This window comes from uncultured Methanobrevibacter sp. (genome assembly GCF_947170395.1).
GTDB lineage: Archaea > Methanobacteriota > Methanobacteria > Methanobacteriales > Methanobacteriaceae > Methanocatella.
On the sequence record NZ_CAMVTE010000012.1, the window covers coordinates 13,219 to 32,971 of the forward strand.

17 protein-coding genes are annotated in these 19,753 nt (G+C 35.4%); 1 reads left to right on the top strand and 16 read right to left on the bottom strand.

The annotated features are described in order from the left end of the window. Positions 1-21: 21 nt before the first annotated feature. The 16 genes from Q0W04_RS04630 to Q0W04_RS04705 all read right to left on the bottom strand — a co-directional run bounded on the left by Q0W04_RS04630 (position 22) and on the right by Q0W04_RS04705 (position 17,929). Positions 22-2,301: a BspA family leucine-rich repeat surface protein gene (locus tag Q0W04_RS04630; RefSeq protein ID WP_298500880.1), complete on the bottom strand. Its 2,280-nt coding sequence runs from the start codon at positions 2,299-2,301 to the stop codon at positions 22-24. 155 nt (positions 2,302-2,456) lie between these two features. Next, positions 2,457-4,400 carry a HEAT repeat domain-containing protein gene (locus Q0W04_RS04635; protein WP_298500882.1) on the bottom strand — a complete coding sequence of 648 codons (1,944 nt, stop codon included), beginning with the start codon at positions 4,398-4,400 and terminating at the stop codon, positions 2,457-2,459. Positions 4,401-4,415: 15 nt separating this feature from the next. Next, positions 4,416-4,916, bottom strand: coding sequence for a nitroreductase family protein (locus Q0W04_RS04640; protein WP_298500883.1), 501 nt, complete (start codon positions 4,914-4,916; stop codon positions 4,416-4,418). Position 4,917: 1 nt separating this feature from the next. Then, positions 4,918-6,474 carry a ClC family H(+)/Cl(-) exchange transporter gene (locus tag Q0W04_RS04645; protein ID WP_298500885.1) on the bottom strand — a complete coding sequence of 519 codons (1,557 nt, stop codon included), beginning with the start codon at positions 6,472-6,474 and terminating at the stop codon, positions 4,918-4,920. A gap of 12 nt (positions 6,475-6,486) precedes the next feature. Further along, complete coding sequence (locus Q0W04_RS04650; protein WP_298500886.1) at positions 6,487-6,957, bottom strand: MGMT family protein; 471 nt, start codon at positions 6,955-6,957, stop codon at positions 6,487-6,489. A 101-nt stretch (positions 6,958-7,058) separates the two neighbouring features. Continuing rightward, positions 7,059-7,376 (bottom strand): transcription factor S, encoded by a 318-nt coding sequence (locus tag Q0W04_RS04655; RefSeq protein ID WP_298500887.1) that lies wholly within the window; start codon positions 7,374-7,376, stop codon positions 7,059-7,061. Between the two features lie 156 nt (positions 7,377-7,532). Next, entirely contained in the window at positions 7,533-10,280 is a 2,748-nt protein-coding gene (locus Q0W04_RS04660) for an FmdE family protein (RefSeq protein ID WP_298500888.1), read from the bottom strand. Between the two features lie 573 nt (positions 10,281-10,853). Continuing rightward, entirely contained in the window at positions 10,854-11,243 is a 390-nt protein-coding gene (locus Q0W04_RS04665) for a hypothetical protein (protein ID WP_298500889.1), read from the bottom strand. Then, the gene (locus Q0W04_RS04670) at positions 11,244-11,681 is read right to left on the bottom strand and encodes a hypothetical protein (RefSeq protein ID WP_298500890.1); all 438 of its coding nucleotides are present in this window, start codon (positions 11,679-11,681) and stop codon (positions 11,244-11,246) included. It lies immediately after the preceding gene. 107 nt (positions 11,682-11,788) lie between these two features. Further along, positions 11,789-12,112 carry a DUF2149 domain-containing protein gene (locus Q0W04_RS04675; protein WP_298500891.1) on the bottom strand — a complete coding sequence of 108 codons (324 nt, stop codon included), beginning with the start codon at positions 12,110-12,112 and terminating at the stop codon, positions 11,789-11,791. A 7-nt stretch (positions 12,113-12,119) separates the two neighbouring features. After that, positions 12,120-12,764, bottom strand: coding sequence for a MotA/TolQ/ExbB proton channel family protein (locus tag Q0W04_RS04680; protein WP_298500892.1), 645 nt, complete (start codon positions 12,762-12,764; stop codon positions 12,120-12,122). A 13-nt stretch (positions 12,765-12,777) separates the two neighbouring features. Then, the gene (locus Q0W04_RS04685) at positions 12,778-13,485 is read right to left on the bottom strand and encodes a DUF2162 domain-containing protein (RefSeq protein ID WP_298500893.1); all 708 of its coding nucleotides are present in this window, start codon (positions 13,483-13,485) and stop codon (positions 12,778-12,780) included. A 148-nt stretch (positions 13,486-13,633) separates the two neighbouring features. Continuing rightward, positions 13,634-14,113 (bottom strand): hypothetical protein, encoded by a 480-nt coding sequence (locus tag Q0W04_RS04690; protein WP_298500894.1) that lies wholly within the window; start codon positions 14,111-14,113, stop codon positions 13,634-13,636. A gap of 8 nt (positions 14,114-14,121) precedes the next feature. After that, entirely contained in the window at positions 14,122-14,745 is a 624-nt protein-coding gene (locus tag Q0W04_RS04695; protein WP_298500895.1) for an energy-coupling factor ABC transporter permease, read from the bottom strand. Continuing rightward, the gene (locus Q0W04_RS04700) at positions 14,745-15,209 is read right to left on the bottom strand and encodes a hypothetical protein (protein WP_298500896.1); all 465 of its coding nucleotides are present in this window, start codon (positions 15,207-15,209) and stop codon (positions 14,745-14,747) included. Before Q0W04_RS04700 ends, Q0W04_RS04695 begins: the two co-directional genes overlap by 1 nt. Before the next feature lie 101 nt (positions 15,210-15,310). Continuing rightward, positions 15,311-17,929 carry an FmdE family protein gene (locus Q0W04_RS04705; protein WP_298500898.1) on the bottom strand — a complete coding sequence of 873 codons (2,619 nt, stop codon included), beginning with the start codon at positions 17,927-17,929 and terminating at the stop codon, positions 15,311-15,313. 519 nt (positions 17,930-18,448) lie between these two features. On the opposite strand from Q0W04_RS04705, the gene Q0W04_RS04710 reads away from it, so the two are divergent. Beyond that, positions 18,449-19,750 carry a phenylacetate--CoA ligase family protein gene (locus Q0W04_RS04710; RefSeq protein ID WP_298500899.1) on the top strand — a complete coding sequence of 434 codons (1,302 nt, stop codon included), beginning with the start codon at positions 18,449-18,451 and terminating at the stop codon, positions 19,748-19,750. The last annotated feature ends 3 nt before the right edge of the window (positions 19,751-19,753 follow it).

Here is a 19,753-nt window from a genome sequence, read left to right on the forward strand (position 1 = left end):
AATAAATTTAAAAATGAGTTTCTAATCGCTTAGCCATTTCGGAGTGTAACTTAGAGAATCACAATCCAGAAACATGTCTTCCATATGCTTTACATTAGACACATCCCATGAGTCCAGATATGACGCATCGGCAAGGTTTATGCATTTTTCAAACATTCCTGCCAGAATGGACACATTGGATATGTTCCAGTTTTCTATCGGAGCAAGGTCAACCAATGACCTGCAGCCTAAAAACATTGCGTTCATATTAACAACATTGGAAACATCCCAGTTATGCAAAAAGGCACCTACCACTGAAATGCAGTTCCAGAACATTCCTCTCACTGATTTGACATTTCCCACATTCCAGCTGTCCAAAGGAGATATGTCGGCCAATGATTCACAGCCAAAAAACATTCCAGCCATATCATCAACATTTGAAACGTTCCAGTCCTTTATAGGAGTTAAATCTTTTAGGGATTTGCATTCATGGAAAGTGAACTTCATTTTAGATACATTTGACACATCCAAGGATTTTAAAGATGAAATTTCAACCAAAGAATGGCATTTTGAAAACATTCCATTCATGTTTTCTATCTTATTGGAATCTGTAATGACAATTGCCTTAAGGGAGGTCAAACCGACATATTTTTCAGTCAAATCAACATCTTGCGATAAATCTTCGCTTACGAATATGACTTCCTGCCTGTTTTTCACATCTTCCCAATCGGTCAGATTTGTACCGTCCTTTAGGATAATCAATACTTTAAACTCTCCCAGATTGTTTATGCTGTCGGTTGTCTTGTTCAGTCTGTCAAATTCATGCAGATATAGATTTCCAGCAGTCACATGTCCGTTGGCATACCACATAGGATATTCCTCCAAAGCTTCACAGCCTTCAAACACATCCTCGTCATGTTCGACCTTGATGAAAATCCACACGTTCAATTCATTCAGACTGACCAGTGACTCGCAATCCCTGAACATTTCATTGATGTTTTCCACATTTTCAATCTTCCAGTCCTTCAAATCATTTATGCTGGTTAAAAGACTGCATCCTTCAAATAATGAAGCCATATTTGAAACCCTTTTAACGTTCCATTCCTTTAGGGCAGCTATTGAGTCAAGACTCATGCATCTTCCAAATGAAAATTCCAAAGAGGTCACTTTGCTTGTATCCCATTGATTTAAAGCGGAAATATCTTTAAGTGACTCGCAGCTTCCAAAAATTCCCGCCATGTTTTCAACATTGCTGACGTCCCAGTTTTCCAAAGCGGAAATATTTTCCAACACCAGACATCCGTTGAAAAGTTCAGACATTGACTTTACGTTTGAAACGTCCCATTTTTTTAAAGCCGAGAGATTTGTAAGTGAACTGCATCCTTCAAATAAGCTGTCGATTCTTGTTATGTTTGAAACATCCCATGACTTCAATGGTGAGATGTCAGAAAGTGAACTGCAGTCTGCAAACAGTGATAAAAGACCTGAGTTATGGGTCATGGATGACAAGTCCCATTTCTTAAGGGCAGATATGTTTTTTAGAGATTCACATCCCCTAAACATCGCTGTAATGTTGAACACGTTTGACATGTCCCATTTTGCCAAACCAGATATGTTTTCAAGTGAAGCACAAAAATCAAAAATGCAACCCATATCACCTACATTGCCAACATTCCATTTCTTTAGGGCTGAAACATCCTTTAGGGAGATGCAATCAGAAAATATGTAATGCATATCAGTGACATTGCCAACATCCCATTTTGCCAAACCTGAAATTTTTTCAAGTGATGCGCAATCCCAAAACATTCCGGAAATATTTTGAACTTTAGAAACGTTCCAGTCAGACAAATCGGAGAGATCTTCCAGTGAACTGCATCCGCAAAACATCAAATCCATATTTCTGACCTTTGAAACATCCCATGAGCCTAAAGGGGAAATGTCCTCCAGAGATTCACACCCGTAAAACATCTTGCTCATGCTTGTAACCTTGGAAGTGTCCCATGTTCTTAAGGATGAGATATCCTTCAGGGATTCGCATCCGTTAAATACACCATCCATGTTTTCCACATCACCGAAACCTGCCGCAACAATAGCTTTAAGATTTTTTAAACCGGCATATCTTCCTGCAATGTCTGTTTTACCAAAGAGGTCTTCACTGATGTATATGATGTCTTCCTTGTTTCTTACTTCACGCCAACTAGTCAGATTAGACCCGTTTTCCAAAATTATAAGAACATCAGAATCATCCAATTCATAGATGCTTTGGGTTGTAGTATTCAATAGTTCAAATTCCCTTAACTGCTTGCTTATCATGATATACATTCCATTGAAAAGAAATTAATATATTAATTGTTTTGTTTAATTCAGTATATAAAAGTTATAATTGCAGATTATGAATTTTTAACAAAAAAGATTGATTTTGTGAGTTTTACGATGAATTAGGCATTACATCGAACTCACCAACATCAATTTTGACACTATACATCATCACCAAGCAAGGTAAATGCCTGACTGACAATACCTATGTCCATATCGTTATTGTAAATAAATCGCAGAAATTCCTTGTCTTTTATATTGTTTACGATTGCTCTTCTGATATGGCCTTCGGGTGTTTCACGATAAAGCTTTTGTAAAAATTCCTCGTTATGGATTTTTTCAATTACCCTTACCCTAAGTTCATAGAGGTTTTTGTCCTGTGCAAGCATTCTCAAAAGCTTTTCATCAACTATATCATCGACATATATTCCACGTTCAAATTCACTTACTGTGTAGTCTGTTATCTTTCTGTATGCTTCATTTTGACGGGCTTCTGCAATGTCAATCTCATCGACTTCAGCTTTAACAGTATCACTGTCGGTTATTTTCTCGCTTGCAAGGTGGCGAACCCACTGATGGGAATCATTTTTTGCAATGTCTTTCAATACAGCCTCATCATCAATTTTTTTGACAGCTTCAAGGCGGACATAATAATTCTTATCGTTAAAAGCCACATTTTCTATAACACTTTCATCCGTTATTTTTTTAAGGGCTTCAAGACGTACCCAAGGATCCCTATCATTTTCCAAAATGTCAAGAAGGATGTTTTCATGGCTGACGCCTCTAAGTGCACCTTCCCTTATCCAGGAGTCATCGGAATCCTCAACTATTTCAGACAACAGATCCGGGCGTGTTATTCTTTTTTGAGCCTCATGGCGAACATTGAAATTCTCATCATCCTTTGCGATTTCAAGCAGTATCAGTTCATCATCAATTCTTTTAACTGCATCAAGACGGACAAAATAGTTCTTATCCTGTTTTGCAACATCTTCCAAGATAATCTCGTTTGTAATTCCCTTTAATGCTTCTCTTCTAACCCATGCATCCCTGTCATTGTTTACGATATCCACCAGAACGCTTTCATTGTCAATCATCTTTGCTGCTTCAACACGAACCCATGAATCGATTGACAAAAGGGCAATGTCTTCAAGCAGGTTTTTGTCACTGACTCTTTTTACTGCTTCCATTCTAATGTATGAATCTTCACCGTCCTTTGCAATATCAGCCAACAGGTTTTCATCAGACACTTTCATGAGCGCTTCCTCACGAACCAGCGGAGCGTCATCGGTTTTTGCAATTTCAGCCAGAAACTCTTCATCACTGACATTTCCAACCGCTTCATGGCGAACCCAGTCATCCTCATCATTGTTTAAAATGTCCTTCAATACATCTTCATCAGTGACCTTTTCAACAGCTTTCAGGCGTATCAGATAATTTTTGGCATTTTTTGCAATTTCCCCAATCAGACTTTTATCATGAACCTTTTTAAGTGCTTCTATAGAAACCTTTTCATTTTTGTCATTTATTGCAACATCAGCTAAAACATCCTGTTTTTTCAAACCGTAAACGGCTTCCATACGGACTGCCGCATTGATATCGTTTTTGGCGATGTCTGCAAGCAAATCATCATCCACCAGTCCCTTTACCGCTTCAAGACGAATGCTTACATTAACATCATTTTTTGCAATGTCACTTAATAAAACCAAATCTCCGGTTGTCTTTACCTCCTGAAGCTGGTTGGCGGATTCATCGTCCGTTATTGAAATTTCATTTAAAGCTGATTCACTTGTAATGTTGTTTAAAGCCTTTTGAGAGATATCTGTGTTTAAATCATTTCTTGCAATTTTAACCAGAATGTCATTGTCGGTTATTCTTTCAATTGCCTGCATGCGAATATCCATATCTGATGTGGTATTGACAATGTCTTCAAGGACTGCATCGTTTCTAATCCGTCCGATTGCCGCCAGACGAACATCTACATCACTGTCCTGTTTTGCGATTTCAGATAAAATATTCTGGTCATCCAATTTCTTTACGGCTTCAAGTCTTACTTTAGGGTCTTTGTGTTTGTATTTCGGTTTAAACAATCTGTCAAATATTCCCATGAAAAATCACACCTGTCAGTATCTGTCAAAATGAACTTTTGATTCGTCATATCTCAGTTTTGTCTCGCTTTCCTGTTCCGGCCAGCCTACGCATATTACGGAAAACGGAATGCAGAAATCCGGAATGTTAAGATATTCCTTAAGCTTCAATGTCCTATCTTCAATAGGATGGAAACCCAACCATACCGCTCCAAGTCCTTCATGGGTTGCCTGAAGCAATATGTTTTCATTGCACGCTCCAAGGTCCTGCTCAATCATTCCAATCACCTTTGCCCGGTTCAGATTTCCTATCGTTATTATCAAATGGGATGCGCCGGCCGCAGGTTTTGCAAATCTGTGCATTTCAGAAATTGCCTCTTTATCTTCCTTTTTATCAACGACAATAAACTCCCATGGCTGTGCATTGCATGAGGAAGGTGCCTGCATGCCTGCCTTAAGCAGGTTTTCAATTAGCTTGTCATCTACCTTTTCGTCCTTGAATTTGCGTACGGAATGCCTTTTAAAAATGATACTCATATTAACCACCAAATAAATCCTCGATTTCCTGTCTTACAAACGGATAATCGTTTACATCCGTCAATATATTAATCTGATCTGAATACTGAATGTTAAAGTCCTCTGTTGGGATGATATACTTGCCGTTTCTGATTACTGATACGACAATTGCATTTTTAGGAAACGGAATGTCCTTGATTTTAAAATTGATATAGTTGCAGTCAAGCGGAACAACATACTCGCTTAAAACATGTTTTGACGGTTTTTTGACATATTCCCTGTTTTTGTTTAAAAGCAATCGGTCATACAGTGACTCATATATCGGTTCATTTCCAAGAAGTGTCGGAATCACATAAGCAATCAGTGAGACTATAATCATTGCAACAAGGGATTCTGTTGAACCGCACATTTCAGCCAAAAGCACGACTCCTGTGATTGGTGATCTGACGGTTGCTGCGAAAAATCCGGCCATGGAAATGATTATGAACTTGTAAATCAACTCATGCTCAAGACCCAGTGCAGGAACGAAAACGCTTCCAAATACCGCCCCAATATAGGCCCCCAATACCAGAATAGGCAAAAATATGCCTCCAGGAGCTCCGGATGAGAATGAAAACATTGAAAAGAGATACTTCAACACCAGCAATAACACCAATACTCCCAAAGATGGAATTGCCACATCCAACATGTCCATCATGAAGTGTCCTCCGTCACTGATTTCAGGTATTGTCAGTGCCACAACACCGGATACCATAAATACCAATACGAATTTAAGCCATGAGGGAATCTTAAGGCCTGAGACAAAATCGGATGATTTGATCATTCCGATATTGTAGATGTAGCCCAAAATGCCAATAAATATTCCCAAAACAATCAAAACCCAATATGATTCAAGAGGAATGTTCAATACCGGGAAATTCAGAATGGTTGACTGGCCGAATATGGCCTTTGAGATAAAATCAGACACAATTGCTGATACCAAGGCAATGAATACCAGAGTCTTGTCAAATCCATGATTTATTTCCTCGAAAACAAATATCACACCTGCCAAAGGTGCATTGAATGCTGCTGTAATACCAACTGCTGAACCCACCAGAATCAGTCTTAGCTCATCTGTTTTGGAACCCTTGAAAAGTTTTGCAACTCCCTTTCCCGCCATACCTCCAATCTGAACGGACGGACCTTCAGGACCTAAAGATAAACCGCCCAATGCAGTGAGGACTCCGGCAACTATTTTAGAAAATAAAACTTTAAGCCAATTGGCTTCCATATGACCTTTTACCTCAGCATATACCTGAGGTATTCCGCTTCCAGCAGAATCAACTTCCCATTTAGTTAAAAAGTCTATTAAAAAACCCATAACGGCCAAAGCTATAAAAAACAATATAATGTAAAGGAAATTTCCTTTAATAACAGTTAAATACCCTCTTAAAATATGCTCTGAGCCGTTAAGCAAAAATCTGTATAAACAAACCATCAATCCTGCAAATATACCCACCATTACTCCCTGAATAGTAAGTCGAAAGATATATTTTGGATTTTCAGCCACAGACTTCAATGTTTTTTCAAGAGTTTTCATTATATTAATGTTTTATTTTAAATCATATAAGAAATTTTCATAATTTTCAACGAAATATCGGATATTTTTTCTTCCCTTTGTCGTGAATGTATGGCCTTCAGATGCCAATTTCTCTTTTTGATATTCGATGCCTCCAGGATATTTCGGATTCAGTTCACCGTCTTTTTTAAGAGTTCTCCAAAAAGGAATTCTATCACAATCTCTTTCACAGCTGGCCTGAGCTGAAAGGGAAATGAATATTCCTGCCGTCATTGGACAGGTGAATTCAGCACCATATTTTTGAGCTAGAAATGACCTGATTTCACTGACAGTAATTACATTGCCTTCCGGAATTTGAGCCATGATGCCATTATAGTCTAGCGGAGGAGCTATCAGCATCTGAGAGCCACCATATCTTTCAATTGATTTTTCATCAGCAATTTCGATAATTTTTGGCATGTCCTTTGAATCGTTTAACTTGTCATTGAATGATTTTCTTGCCATAATATCACCTCTAGCTTTCCTCTAAATTTGAAATAACCAATATTTAATTGTGTTGACAAAATTATTACAAAAGAAAATTTATTGAATCTGCAAAATGATTTTTAATTGGAACTTCGCCATGTGTTTCCACACTTAGCGCAACGAATAAAATTAGTTGGAGCCTCATCGGCTGATCTTGTCTGTACTGTCCACCAGTAACCTTTAGTTCCACCACATTTATAGCAGGTTATTCTGGTTGTAGGCAAGGCAACATTATTTCTGTCGGTGACGATAACTTTTGCCTCGGGATTTGTTTCACCTTCAAAAGAGTACTGTTCCTCAATATCCTCATCGGTTAATGACTTTTCATAACCGCATCTACATTTAATCTTGCCTTTTTTAGGCATTAACATCTTACCACAATCAGGACAGAATTCCATATTACTAAACACCATTTAAAATTCGTAAGTATTAATTTAATTAAACCAGTTTATAAAATTATCTACACTTTCTAAAGTATAGGAAAATTAATGTTTCTAAAAAATGAATATCTGAAAAAATAAAAAAAGAATAAATATCCTAAGATATTTACTCACTTATTTTCTTCTTATGTACATGACACCAGCAACAGCACCAATTATGATTAAAACAAAAGCCATTCCATAGAGTAAATTATTATAATCAATTTCTTTTGACTCTTTTTTCTCAATTTCATATGCTTTTGAACTGTCACTTGACTCTCCAGCTTGGTTATCATCAGAAGATGAATCATCAGAAGAATCATCAGAAGATGAATCATCGGAAACCGGAGTAGCAGCTGAAGCTGCATATACAGAACCAACAGGATTTGAAGATCTTCCTACGCTAGTACTAGTTCCTCTATTGTTAGATCCCCTATTAGTAGCTTTTGAAGATGAAGTGTCTTTAGAATTGGATTTTTGAGAACTTCCATCATCAGTTTTTGTGTTTCCACCATTATCATTGGCATCTTTATCACTTGAAGATGAAACTGGAAGAGTATCATTTAATGCCATTAAGTATAAAATTGCATCTCCTTCTTCAGTTTGATAAGCACCTGCCCTAATAGTATCTAACATTTCTTTATTGATTTCTTTAGTTGCAACAAATTCGACAAGAGGAGCTCTTACTAAACCTGGTGAAGAATAATCTCCTTTGAATAATTTATTCCATTCTTCATAGTTTGCAGAACCACCAGTTGCAAATTTAGGGAATGCAACTTGAGCAAGGGTTGCAGTACCAGTTTGGGTTTGTTCATTCCAACGAATAATAATATTCACATAACTTGATTTATTTCCACCATCTGCAGTAGCTTCTGAATATCTTAAATTGTAATAATTCTGCATACCCGGTGAAACACCAAGAAGTCTGGATAAGGTGTCATCTTTACAGTATGCTAATGTAGTAACAAGCATATATGTTTCATTTTCACCTAACGGCAATTCATCAAATACTTTATCAGCAAGCAATATTCCTGGAGAACCGCCAGGGCATACATGGTTGTGGAATAACCATGCAAGTAAAATATCATATGCCGGGTTGTATTTAATTGAATTATCCTGAATATTATATTGTTGTGGACAAATTTCAAATTGACCAGAAGTTTGATTGTATAATAAACTGTATGAAGCAGTATTTGCATTGTTTAATGGATCTAACCAGAAGAAATCAAATACTAACTCTTTCCACAATGCAGTGTGCACTGGTAATAAAGTTGCTCTACTCAATCTAGAACCTAAAATTTCAGCGATACCGTCATATACGCTTGTAGTATCAGTATTATCAATACGTACAAATCCAGCACTAGTTAGAACATAGAAATTAGACATATCTTTTTCAATAGTTATATTAATTGAATTAAAGTAATTAGTAGCATTAATTGCTGCTTGTCTACCGATATTAATTAAATCCTGTTCTGTAAGAGATGATGCTTTAAGTTCTTTATTAGAGTCTGATTCTATGTGAGTCAAATTTAAACTATAAATATAGTCCAAATCCAATCCTCTTGCATCCACATCGATTGAAGCATCACTTGTTCCCATTATTTGAATTAATTGCTCTTCAGTTAAATATCCTAATTGATCTACAATAACTATTAATGATTCTGGATCTTTAGCTAATTTATCAATTAACCATTTTTGATATTTTAAATCATTTGCAGAACTTGCATCAGGATTAAGTCCAGTTAAAGTTTTAAATTCTTTTTTAAGACCATCTTCATTATAAGACATCAATATTAAAATACCAGTATTGGATGTTGTATTCCATCTTATAAATCCTGTCATTGTTGTATTAACCATAGTGTCAATACCAACATATGCTCTTTTACCTGGAGTAATATCCATTGACCAAACAAATGAATCATCATCAGACCCTCCTGGAACTCCTACAACATAATATGCTGTATTTTCAAGTGGATTAACACCTGTTTCACCCCTAGGTGGGAAATATTTGAGTAAAGTATGAATCATTGCCTGACCACTTACTAACCCTGTACAAACATGACCATGATAAGCTGATTGAGTTAAAACATCAGCAGACAAACCTGCAGCCCAAGCATTAGCTAAACTAACATAAGAATAAGCGTCCTCAGAACCTAAAACTTTTTGTAATTCTTTCCATTTATTTGCATTCATATTTGCGCTGTCAACAGTTCCAACATATATCGGAGTCAATGTAGCATTTTTATAAAATGCCATAGTTAAATCATTTCCTCTTTTGACTACAAAAGCAAAATCAGTCGGATCAGTTCTTATAGCAGAAAGAGTTAAAATGTTTCCCTGACCATAGGTAATAAAACCATCAGCAGCATTTATAATTCCATCCAAAACGTCTTCAGTTGTTGTTCCATCAATTCTTGTTAATCCAGCAGTAGTAATTACTAAAACTTCATCAGCATTTTTAAAATCAAGTTTATTATTAGCATCAACAGTTATATCATAACCGATTTTATAATTGTTAGTTGCTTTAAGATTAAAAATTAAATTACTTGAGTTAGCATTATCAAAAGTAATTACCTGTGAAGCTTGTTCATAACCATGTGCAGAAACAAAAATAGTATAATTTTTCTCACTGTCAACATCATCTAGAGCAATATTATATTTATTGTCATTTGAAGTTTTTTGATAAGAAACACTATTTCCATCTTGATTAACAATTATTTGAGGATTAATATTTTCATTATATTCGTAGTTAACTTCAATATTTACATCAGCGCCCTGTTTGGCAACAGATGCAACATCCAAATCATCACTAGCTGAAACAGAAGTTATCATAACTAATGAAATGAATATTAACAAAACAATGAATAAATTTTTTTTATTCATTTTTTTTAGTACCCCCCATAAAATTTTAAAAAAATTTTATATAATCATGTATAGACTTATAATCTACACAGATTGTCATTTAAAGTAATACATATATAAATATAATTATTACTAAATTATCATAAATTTGATAAAAAGTATTACGATGTTAAACATTAAATAAAATAACCAACTAACAAATTGAAAAACCAGAAAAAAATAACCTCAAAAAGAATCATTCATAATGAATGTGGCGCCTGTAGATTAAGAAATTAAATATTAACATATATTATAGCGAAAAGAGCTAAATAGAAAATATTTGATGTAAAGATGAAAAATAATAATCATTCACAATTAAAAGAAAATAAAAAAGAAAAAAATTTCAAAATACCTCAAACTACCCCAATTAATCTTTTTAAAAAAACAGAAAACATATTAAAAAACAAAACAAAGTTGGCAAGCTGGCTAAAATCCAAATGCAAAATCAACAGTTCTTAAGACTTTTTTGATACTTCATTAGAAAAAGAAACTGTTAATGTGTAAAACAGGTTGTTAATAACTGTCAATTTAATCAATCGACATTTTAAAAATAATCTACATATCAAAGTAGTTTAAAACCAAAACAATTATGCCGCAAATTGCCAGAATCATTTGGGTATCCAGAACGATGCCCGAACTTAATGTCAAAGGTCCCGGAAATACACCATCACCGAATATCATCGGCATGACATAGACAAACACCGCCGCAAATATTACAATACAGACGATGGCCAGGACAAATCTGGAATAATTGTCGGGAATTATTCCGTCTTCGATTATGCGGCTTACTCCAAAACATGCAAAGATATACATTCCAACCAGTGCTGCAATAAACGGAAGATAAGCATTTTGCAGAGTGCCTATGAAAAACCAGACCATAACAGTTACGATAACTGCTCCAATAAGGTTCATGAACATTGATTTGATTAATTCGCCAACTTTCATTTAATCACGGTTAAAATGTTTGTATCTTCTGTAAATAAGGAAATTGAATATCAGCATCACTACGGCGAAAAGCGCCAAATAAAACTCCTTGCTTAATGCAAGATTGAAAAATGTGCCGCCATAGTTCAGGAATAAATATTCTGTTGGCGGAAATGCGTTCGGACCGAACAGTAACGGTATGATAAAAACAAATGCAATATCGAATGCCAAAATGTAAAGTATTGCAACAATGAATCTTATGTAATTATTTGGAATTTTCTGTGCTTCCACAAGATTATTTACGCCATAAACGACTAAAAAGTACAATCCAAATAAATTACCCAAATACATTCCTCCCTTAAGGTGAAATGCGTCCAGGATATCTGAAGTAACTATAGCAATTATTAATGAGGAGACAAAATTCAATATCAAAACTCTAAGAATATTACCATGCTTCATGAAATCACCGGAAAATGTTTGAAGTAAAATCAGTTATTATGTATGTATGTTAAAACATATAAGTGTTAAAAAAAAAATAGGTCAAAAAAAAGTTAAGTGTGAAAGGCTTAGCCTTCCACCATGATCAGCTTACCCGTAGCAGGGTCTTTATAAACCTTACCCATCTCGGTATAACCCTGACCGGAACTGTTTGAAGTGTCAGGGGTTTCATTCAACTGCTGGCCTTGATCAACTTCAGTCATTTTCTGTTGCTGCATCTGGTCTTGAATGTTATTGTCAGGGTCAATCATTGCCTGCATATTCCAGCTTATGATAACGAAAACCAGAAAGCCCACAGCAATAACAAGCATTGCATCCACCAAGTTGGATGTACCTGCCATTGGGTCTTCTTCGACACGTTTAGCCCTTCGTCTTCCACCTTTTCTTACCATAAAATCACTATTTACCCATTTTATCAAGAACAGCGTCAATTAAAGCATCCAAATCAGATAGATATCTGTCATACCATCCTGACCTGACTTTACTGATTACATAACATAATGCACCTGAACCGATACCTACAATAGTAGTGTTGAACGCAACTGTCAGAGAACTTGCAAGAGTGTTAATGTCACCTGCACCCAATGCGGCAAGTCCCGGACCCATTGGAATTAAAGTACCCATTAAACCTAACGTAGGTCCGATTTTAGTAATAATATCAGTTTTCTGTAATGTAGATTCGGTTTTTTCTTCTTCAAATTCAAATAATTTACGAGCCAAAGCTTCTCTTGATGAATTACCTAAACTTTCAGAAGATGCAATTTCATCTAAAACCTTCTTTTGAGATTTTGGGATTTTTGCTGAAGAAATTACACTTTTCAATTTGTCCTGTGATTCAGCAGCATTGATTTCATAAATCAAATCCCTTATTGTTCCAACGGAAACTTTACGTCTGGAAGTATATTCAGCAATAATTCCTCCCAATGCAATAATACTTATTATAACAATTACGAGCAAAATTATAAGAACCGGAATTGTTAAGCTTTGTGAAATTACATCAAGAGATCCTGTTAAAAATTCTCCACCCGGAATATTTAAAGCCATAATTTTCACCTAGTTATTTTAAAATACTACCTCTTCTATTTAAAACGGCACCACCCACTAATAAAATAGCGAATGCCACAATAATCATTAATAAATCTTGAGGAGAACCAATAGTAATTGGAGTTAAAGTTTTTGTTAAAACACCTGCAATGTTTGGAATTACAATAGCTGAAAGCAGGAAGTATGCTCCAAGCAACAGCATGAAATTTCCCAAAACAACAGGATACGGTTTTTTGATAAACCTGATGATTGTATTTGATGCAAGATAAGTCACAATCATGACTCCAACAAGTGCGGCTGCCGCATACCAGCTTAAATTAAGTGAGCTGACGCCTATTGTTGGTGCAACAATCAATACACTGGCAATGATTGACCCGAAACAGCAAGGACAAGGAGCAATAATAGCCAGGGAAGTTGCAGTAGATGTATTCTTATCATGTATTTTCCATTCCCTTATAGTAAACAAACCTGCAACAATCATGATTGAAGCCATTATAATGTAAAATATAGTATTGTAACTGTAGATAGCCTGAATTAGCTGTTCAGCAAATAATGACGCAATAGCTGATATTACAATTACTCCACCACCATATGCAATACAAATTGCTGCAAATAATTTTTTAGACAAATTGGCCAAACCTGAAGCCAGCCCTATCTTTATACCAAAAACAAGAACGGATGCAAAGATACCCACTTGCCATAAAACACTCATCATATCCATATTTAATTCTCCTTAATCAATTTGAATTTAATTTATTACAAATAACTATTACTTTAATAAAGTATTTAAATTTTATAAATTTGCGATGTGTATTCAAACAAACATCAATATTATATTATAAAATTTGATTAATAAAATATTTTCTTTTTCATCGTTTTGATTTAACCAAAACCCCAATGCCTATTCCAATTATCAATCCAATTATCAGTCCTGAAACCAGAGGAGTTATGAAATTTGAATTTTGCTGGGATTCAACATTAACATTACCTATTTTTATCAGTCCGTCCTTAACAGAATCGTTGTTTACATCATCAACAATTATCAGTCTGTCAGATACTTCAGGATGATTTTTCAAGAATTCATTTGCTGTATCCTGATATGAAGTAACAAGAATTCTCTTGTTTGAATTGTTCAGCATATGCTCAAGCTGGTGAGCAACTTCTCCATCGGATGTGAACTTATAGACGCTGATGTTAATGTTGTTTGCATCTGCAATCTCCTTAACCAATACGCCGTTGTCGTCATTTGCAATGACCATAGTATCGGCAGTAACATCAACTCCATGAGCATATAATCCCTGAACACCGGCCAGAAGTATAATCAAAATAATTAAAAATTTTTTCACCATAAAAACACCTATATTTTATTTATATTCATAATTTCAGGCTTTATTGTCCTGATTGCATAAATTATAATCGTATTTGCAAATCCTTCAATGACCCCAACAAACAAATAAAATGGAACCAGAGTGGCTAAAAGACTATCCAGATTCATGGCGCCTGACACCATTAATATCAAAATCTGGGCGAATGTGGCTAATACAATGCCAGCTACTGTTGAGATAAATATTGCCAGTTTATCATTAACGTTGTCCAATAGAGTGTAAAATCCATAAGTTACAAAGGCAACGACAACACCTATGACGAGAAAATTGGCTCCAAAACATACTATTCCACCCATATCCAGAGCCAATGCCTGCATAAGCAATCCGAAAAATGAAACAATAGATCCGTTAAATGGCCCTAGAATGATTGCCACCAATGGAATCAAAAAGAAATGTATCGGAACTCCTAGAGGAGACGGAATAGAAAGCGAGGTTACAACCACAAAAAACACTGAAAACAGTGCAATTGAAACCATAGTCCTTTCTTTTTGGGGGTTTTTTGAAAATTTATGTAAAAAGACAGCTATAACAATTAATGTAATGCACCAATATACTGCAGACTGTTCGATTGGAATTATTCCATCCGGCAAATGCATTAAATCACCTTAATTTTATGCAATAATACAATTACAGCAAAACCGAATAAGAATGCGCATATTAAAATAGCAACATTAGTGACTGTGAAAACAGATGAATCATCATTATCATCTGCTGCTGATTCATTTACATTGCTTTCATTTGTAGCATTATCACTTACATTACCTTCGCCATTATCCAAAACAACTTCACTGGCACCATTGTCGTTGGAACTCTGGGATTTGGAAGACTCATAACTGCTGGCTGAACTTCCCCCACCATTATTTGAACTGCCTGACGAACTGCTTTGTGAAGACTGGGAACTGGAATCAGCGCTTGAACTAGATTGAGAGTGAACTTGAGAACTTCCAGATGAACTGTCCTGTGATGGAGACAGAGAAGAAGAACTGGCTGAAGGAGATACAACCTCTTCGGGATGATATTCTCCATGTCCAGGATGTGCCACCACACAAGAAAAAGTCATTCCAAAAACAATCAAAATCAAAATATAAAAAACAAGTTTATGATTAATTTTACCACCTTCCAAAAAAATAAAAAAAATATTTCACAAAAGTGAAATATTAATTATTCTCGTTTTATATAACCGTATCCAAATATTGCACCAACTATTAATACTGCAGCAATTGCCAAAATAATGGTATTTGAGCTAGAATCTTTTGCAGCAGGTTTTTCGGAAATTTCATATGATTTACTGTCTGATTGTGATGCACCATCATCGGAATCATCTTCAGAAGCGTCATCAGCTTCACTAGCTACACTCGCAGCAGCTGCATTAACGGTAGTTCCTACAGAATAACTGCCTCTGCTTATGGATTTGGAAACACCATTTCCAGAATCAGGTCTTTGAACATCAGTAGTTCCATTAACCAAAGCCTGATTGCCTTTACCTTTTTCACCAGTATTTTTATTGTTATTGGTGTTGTCCTGAGGTTTAGGAGTTACTGGAAGCTTATCATCCAAACTCATAATGTAGCTGATTGAATTTCCCTGTTCAGTATCGGTAGCGCCGGAAACTATTGTCTGAAGCATGTCTTCATTAATTTCTTTTCTGGCTGTTACTGAAATAGAAGGAGGTGCAATGAGATTTTCAGAAGAATAATCATGTTTATACAATCTGATGTATTCTTCGTACATGTCTGAGCCTTTTTTAAATGCAACACCTGAAGACCAATTTTCTAAATTAATTATTATTAAATCACCGGTTTTTGTTGCACTGTTCCATTTTATTGCAATTCCAACATTGGTACTGTTAGTACGTGAATCATCATATCTCAAATTGTAATAGTTTTCCATACCCGGAGAAACTCCTAAAAGTCTTGAGATTACATCATCTTTACAGTTGTCATTTGTAGTGATGTAAATGAATGATTCGTTTTCATTTGTTATCGGAAGTTGTTCATAAACAAAATCAGCGATTAAATAACCCGGAGCACTACCTCCACAAACGTGATTGTGGAATAACCATCCGACCAATACATCATATGGAGGGTCGTATTTTATTGCACTTTGAATAACATAATTCGCATTTGCGGTAGTGTTGGCGGTTTCAATTAAGCTGCCTGTGGTAACATCATACTTTAAACTGTATGATAAGGTATCCTTATTGTTGGTACTGTTTACCCAGAAGAAATCAAATACCAGATCTTTCCACAAAGCTGTATGTACAGGCAATAAGGTTTTTTTACTTAATCTTGATCCGAATACATCTGTGATTCCATCCAAAACCATTTCTGTAGAGGTTCCGTTTATTCTGACATAACTTGCAGATGTCAATACATACATTGTAGGATAATCCTTAGGCACATCAATGCCCTGTGATTTGAAGTAATTCAATGCCATTTTACTGGCATCAGAACCAATTTGTTTTAGTTGTTCAGAAGTTAGTTTTGTTTGTGGTTTTACAGATTGTTCTTCACGGTTTGCTTTTTTAAGGCTTAAGTTGAGAATATAATCCATATCCAAACCATGAGCACTCTTGGTTACAGATCCTTTGCCAGGTTCTTCACCCATCAAATAATATATATCATCCTGAGTGAGACCATCAAATTCATATAAAACATCAACAAGAGAAGTTGGATTATCAACTAATGTTTGAATTAACCAATTTTGATATTTCAAATCGTTTGTAGCACTTGCATCAGGATTTAAACCTGTTTTTGCTTTAAATGTTTGTTTGATTTTTGTTTCATTATAACTCATTACAATGATTAATCCTGTCTTAGTTTGGCTGTTCCATCTGATAAATCCTGTCATGGACTTATCAACCATGGTATCCACACCAATGTACGCCCTTTTACCTGGAGTGATATCCATTGTCCAAGTAAATGCATCATCATCAGAGTCCCCCGGAATTCCTAAAACATAATATGCTGTGTTTTCAAGAGGCAATCCGGATTCCCCACGTGGAGGATAATATTTAAGCAATGTTTGTATCATGGCCTGACCGCTTATGAGTCCTGTACATACATGTCCGTGGTAAGTCGCCTGGGTTAAAATATCCTTTGAGATGCCGTTAGCCCATGAATTTGCAATACTGACATAGGAGTATGCATCTTCATTGCCGAGCAACTGTTGGATTTTTTTCCATTCCTTATCGGATATTTCAGGACCTGCGGTTCCATAATACAATGGAGTTAATGCTCCATTTTTATAGAATGCCATTGTAAGAGTATTTGATTTTTTGATAATGAAAGCTATGTTAGTCGGATCGGTTCTTATAGCAGATAATGTTAAAAGATTACCTTTTCCATAAGTAACATGACCGTTTGAAGCATCAATTATACCATTTAAAACATTTTCAGTAGTTATATTATTAATCCTTGTCAAACCGGCTGTAGTAATTACTAAAATATCATCTGCAGAATCAAAATCCAGCAGCTTATCTGCAGCCGAAGTGACATTATAACCAAGTTTATAGTTACTGTCATCAGCCAAATTGGAATCGATGAATTTGGAATAACTGTTATCATTTCCTTTAGAGTTAACGCTAACTCCATTATCATTAGATAATAATTCATCATCAACATTTATTTGAGCATTTTCCTGATTTACTGACAGTTGAGACTCCACATCAGCAGATAAATCTCCGTCAGCCAAATCAGTTGCATCACTGGCTGAAACAGCACTTATAAAACTCATTGTTAAAATTAAAAATGTAATTATAACAATTCCATGTTTTTTCATAAATACTCACCTAAATTTTTGGTATAATAAACTCTTATTATACCGAAACAATGTATTTAGTAATACTTATTTAAATATTAGTTATTACGATTCATAATACAATTTATATATTAATTATTACGAACTGAATAATTTTTAATTATATTAAAAAAATAAACAATCTGTTCAATGAAAACTGAAAAATATTATTTTAAAAAAAAATTACCAGCATCATTATTTCCTAAAAAGAAGGCCCCAAATTTATTTAAATTCAAAATAAGAAAAGTATTACTAAATTTTAAAGTAATAATTAGATAACAATGTTAATGATATTATATTTGCAAATAAATAAAAAATCAAAGCCTAAAACGCACCATCATTATTAATATTAAATGAAAAATGAATATAACATTGTTAATAATATCTCTTATATAAATAAACCCCACATGATTAAAATTGAGATGCTGATTTTAACACTAGAAAATTTTATAGTTACCTAGAATAATATATTATAATGTTAATAATTTAATGAGGCAAAACATGTTTTGGAACGAAGAAATTGAAACAATGCCAAGGCAAGACCTTGAGGAATTACAGTTAAAGAAACTTCAAAAAACTGTAAAGAGAGCTTTTGACAAGATTCCATATTACAATAAAAAATACACTGAAGCTGAAGTTTTTCCGGAAGATATTGAAACCCTAAAGGACATTGAAAAACTTCCGTTCATTACAAAAGATGATTTAAGGGAAAGCTATCCCTTCGGACTCTTTGCAGTGGACATCAAAGAAATAAAAGAACTGCATTCATCATCCGGAACAACCGGAAAACCAGTTGTATCAGGATATACCAAAAAAGACATTGACACCTGGGCTGAAACCACAGCACGTGGTCTGACCATGATGGGAATCGGTGAAGAGGATATCCTTCAAAATACACACGGTTACGGAATGTTTACAGGAGGATTCGGGGTTCACTACGGATCCCATAAAGTCGGCGCAGCAATCATTCCGATTTCAACAGGCCAGACCAGAAGGCAAATCGAAATCATGAATGACTTTGGCACAACAGGACTTATCTTTACCCCTTCATACGGAATACATCTTGGAGAAGTGGCCCTGGAAGAGGGAATTGACCCTAAAGATTTGGGCATTAAGGCCATCGGTTTTGGTGCTGAAGGATGGACCGAAGAGATAAGACAAAGAGTTGAAGAGCTCTTCGGATGCAAAGCATACAACATTTACGGACTGACAGAACTGATGGGTCCTGGTGTTGGAGTTGAATGTGAAGTGCAAAACGGACTCCACATTGCAGAAGACATCTACTACCCTGAAATCATTGACCCTAAAACAGGCAAGGTCATAGGCGGCGACAAGCCTGGAGAACTGGTCCTGACAAATATTGAAAGGGAAGGAATGCCAGTCATCAGATTCAGAACAAAGGATTTGACCAAACTTACCTATGAAAAATGCGAATGCGGAAGGACACATGCAAGAATGAGCAGAATTACAGGAAGATCCGATGACATGATTAAAGTCAAAGGAGTAGCTATATTCCCATCACAGATTGAAAAAGCTTTGCTTAAAGCAGGTGATGTAGAGCCTCATTATCTAATTATAGTTACAAGACCTGGAACCCTGGATGAAATCGAAGTCAAAGTGGAAGCGTCCAAAGACATTTTCTTCGATGGCGTGAAGGAAATGATGGCAGTTCAAACAAAAATCGGAAAATACATTGAAAATGAAACCGGTATCAGAGTAAAAGTGACACTCGTTGAACCGAAAACCCTTCCAAGATTTGAAGGAAAAGCAAAAAGAGTAATAGATGAAAGGAATTTGCATTAGGTG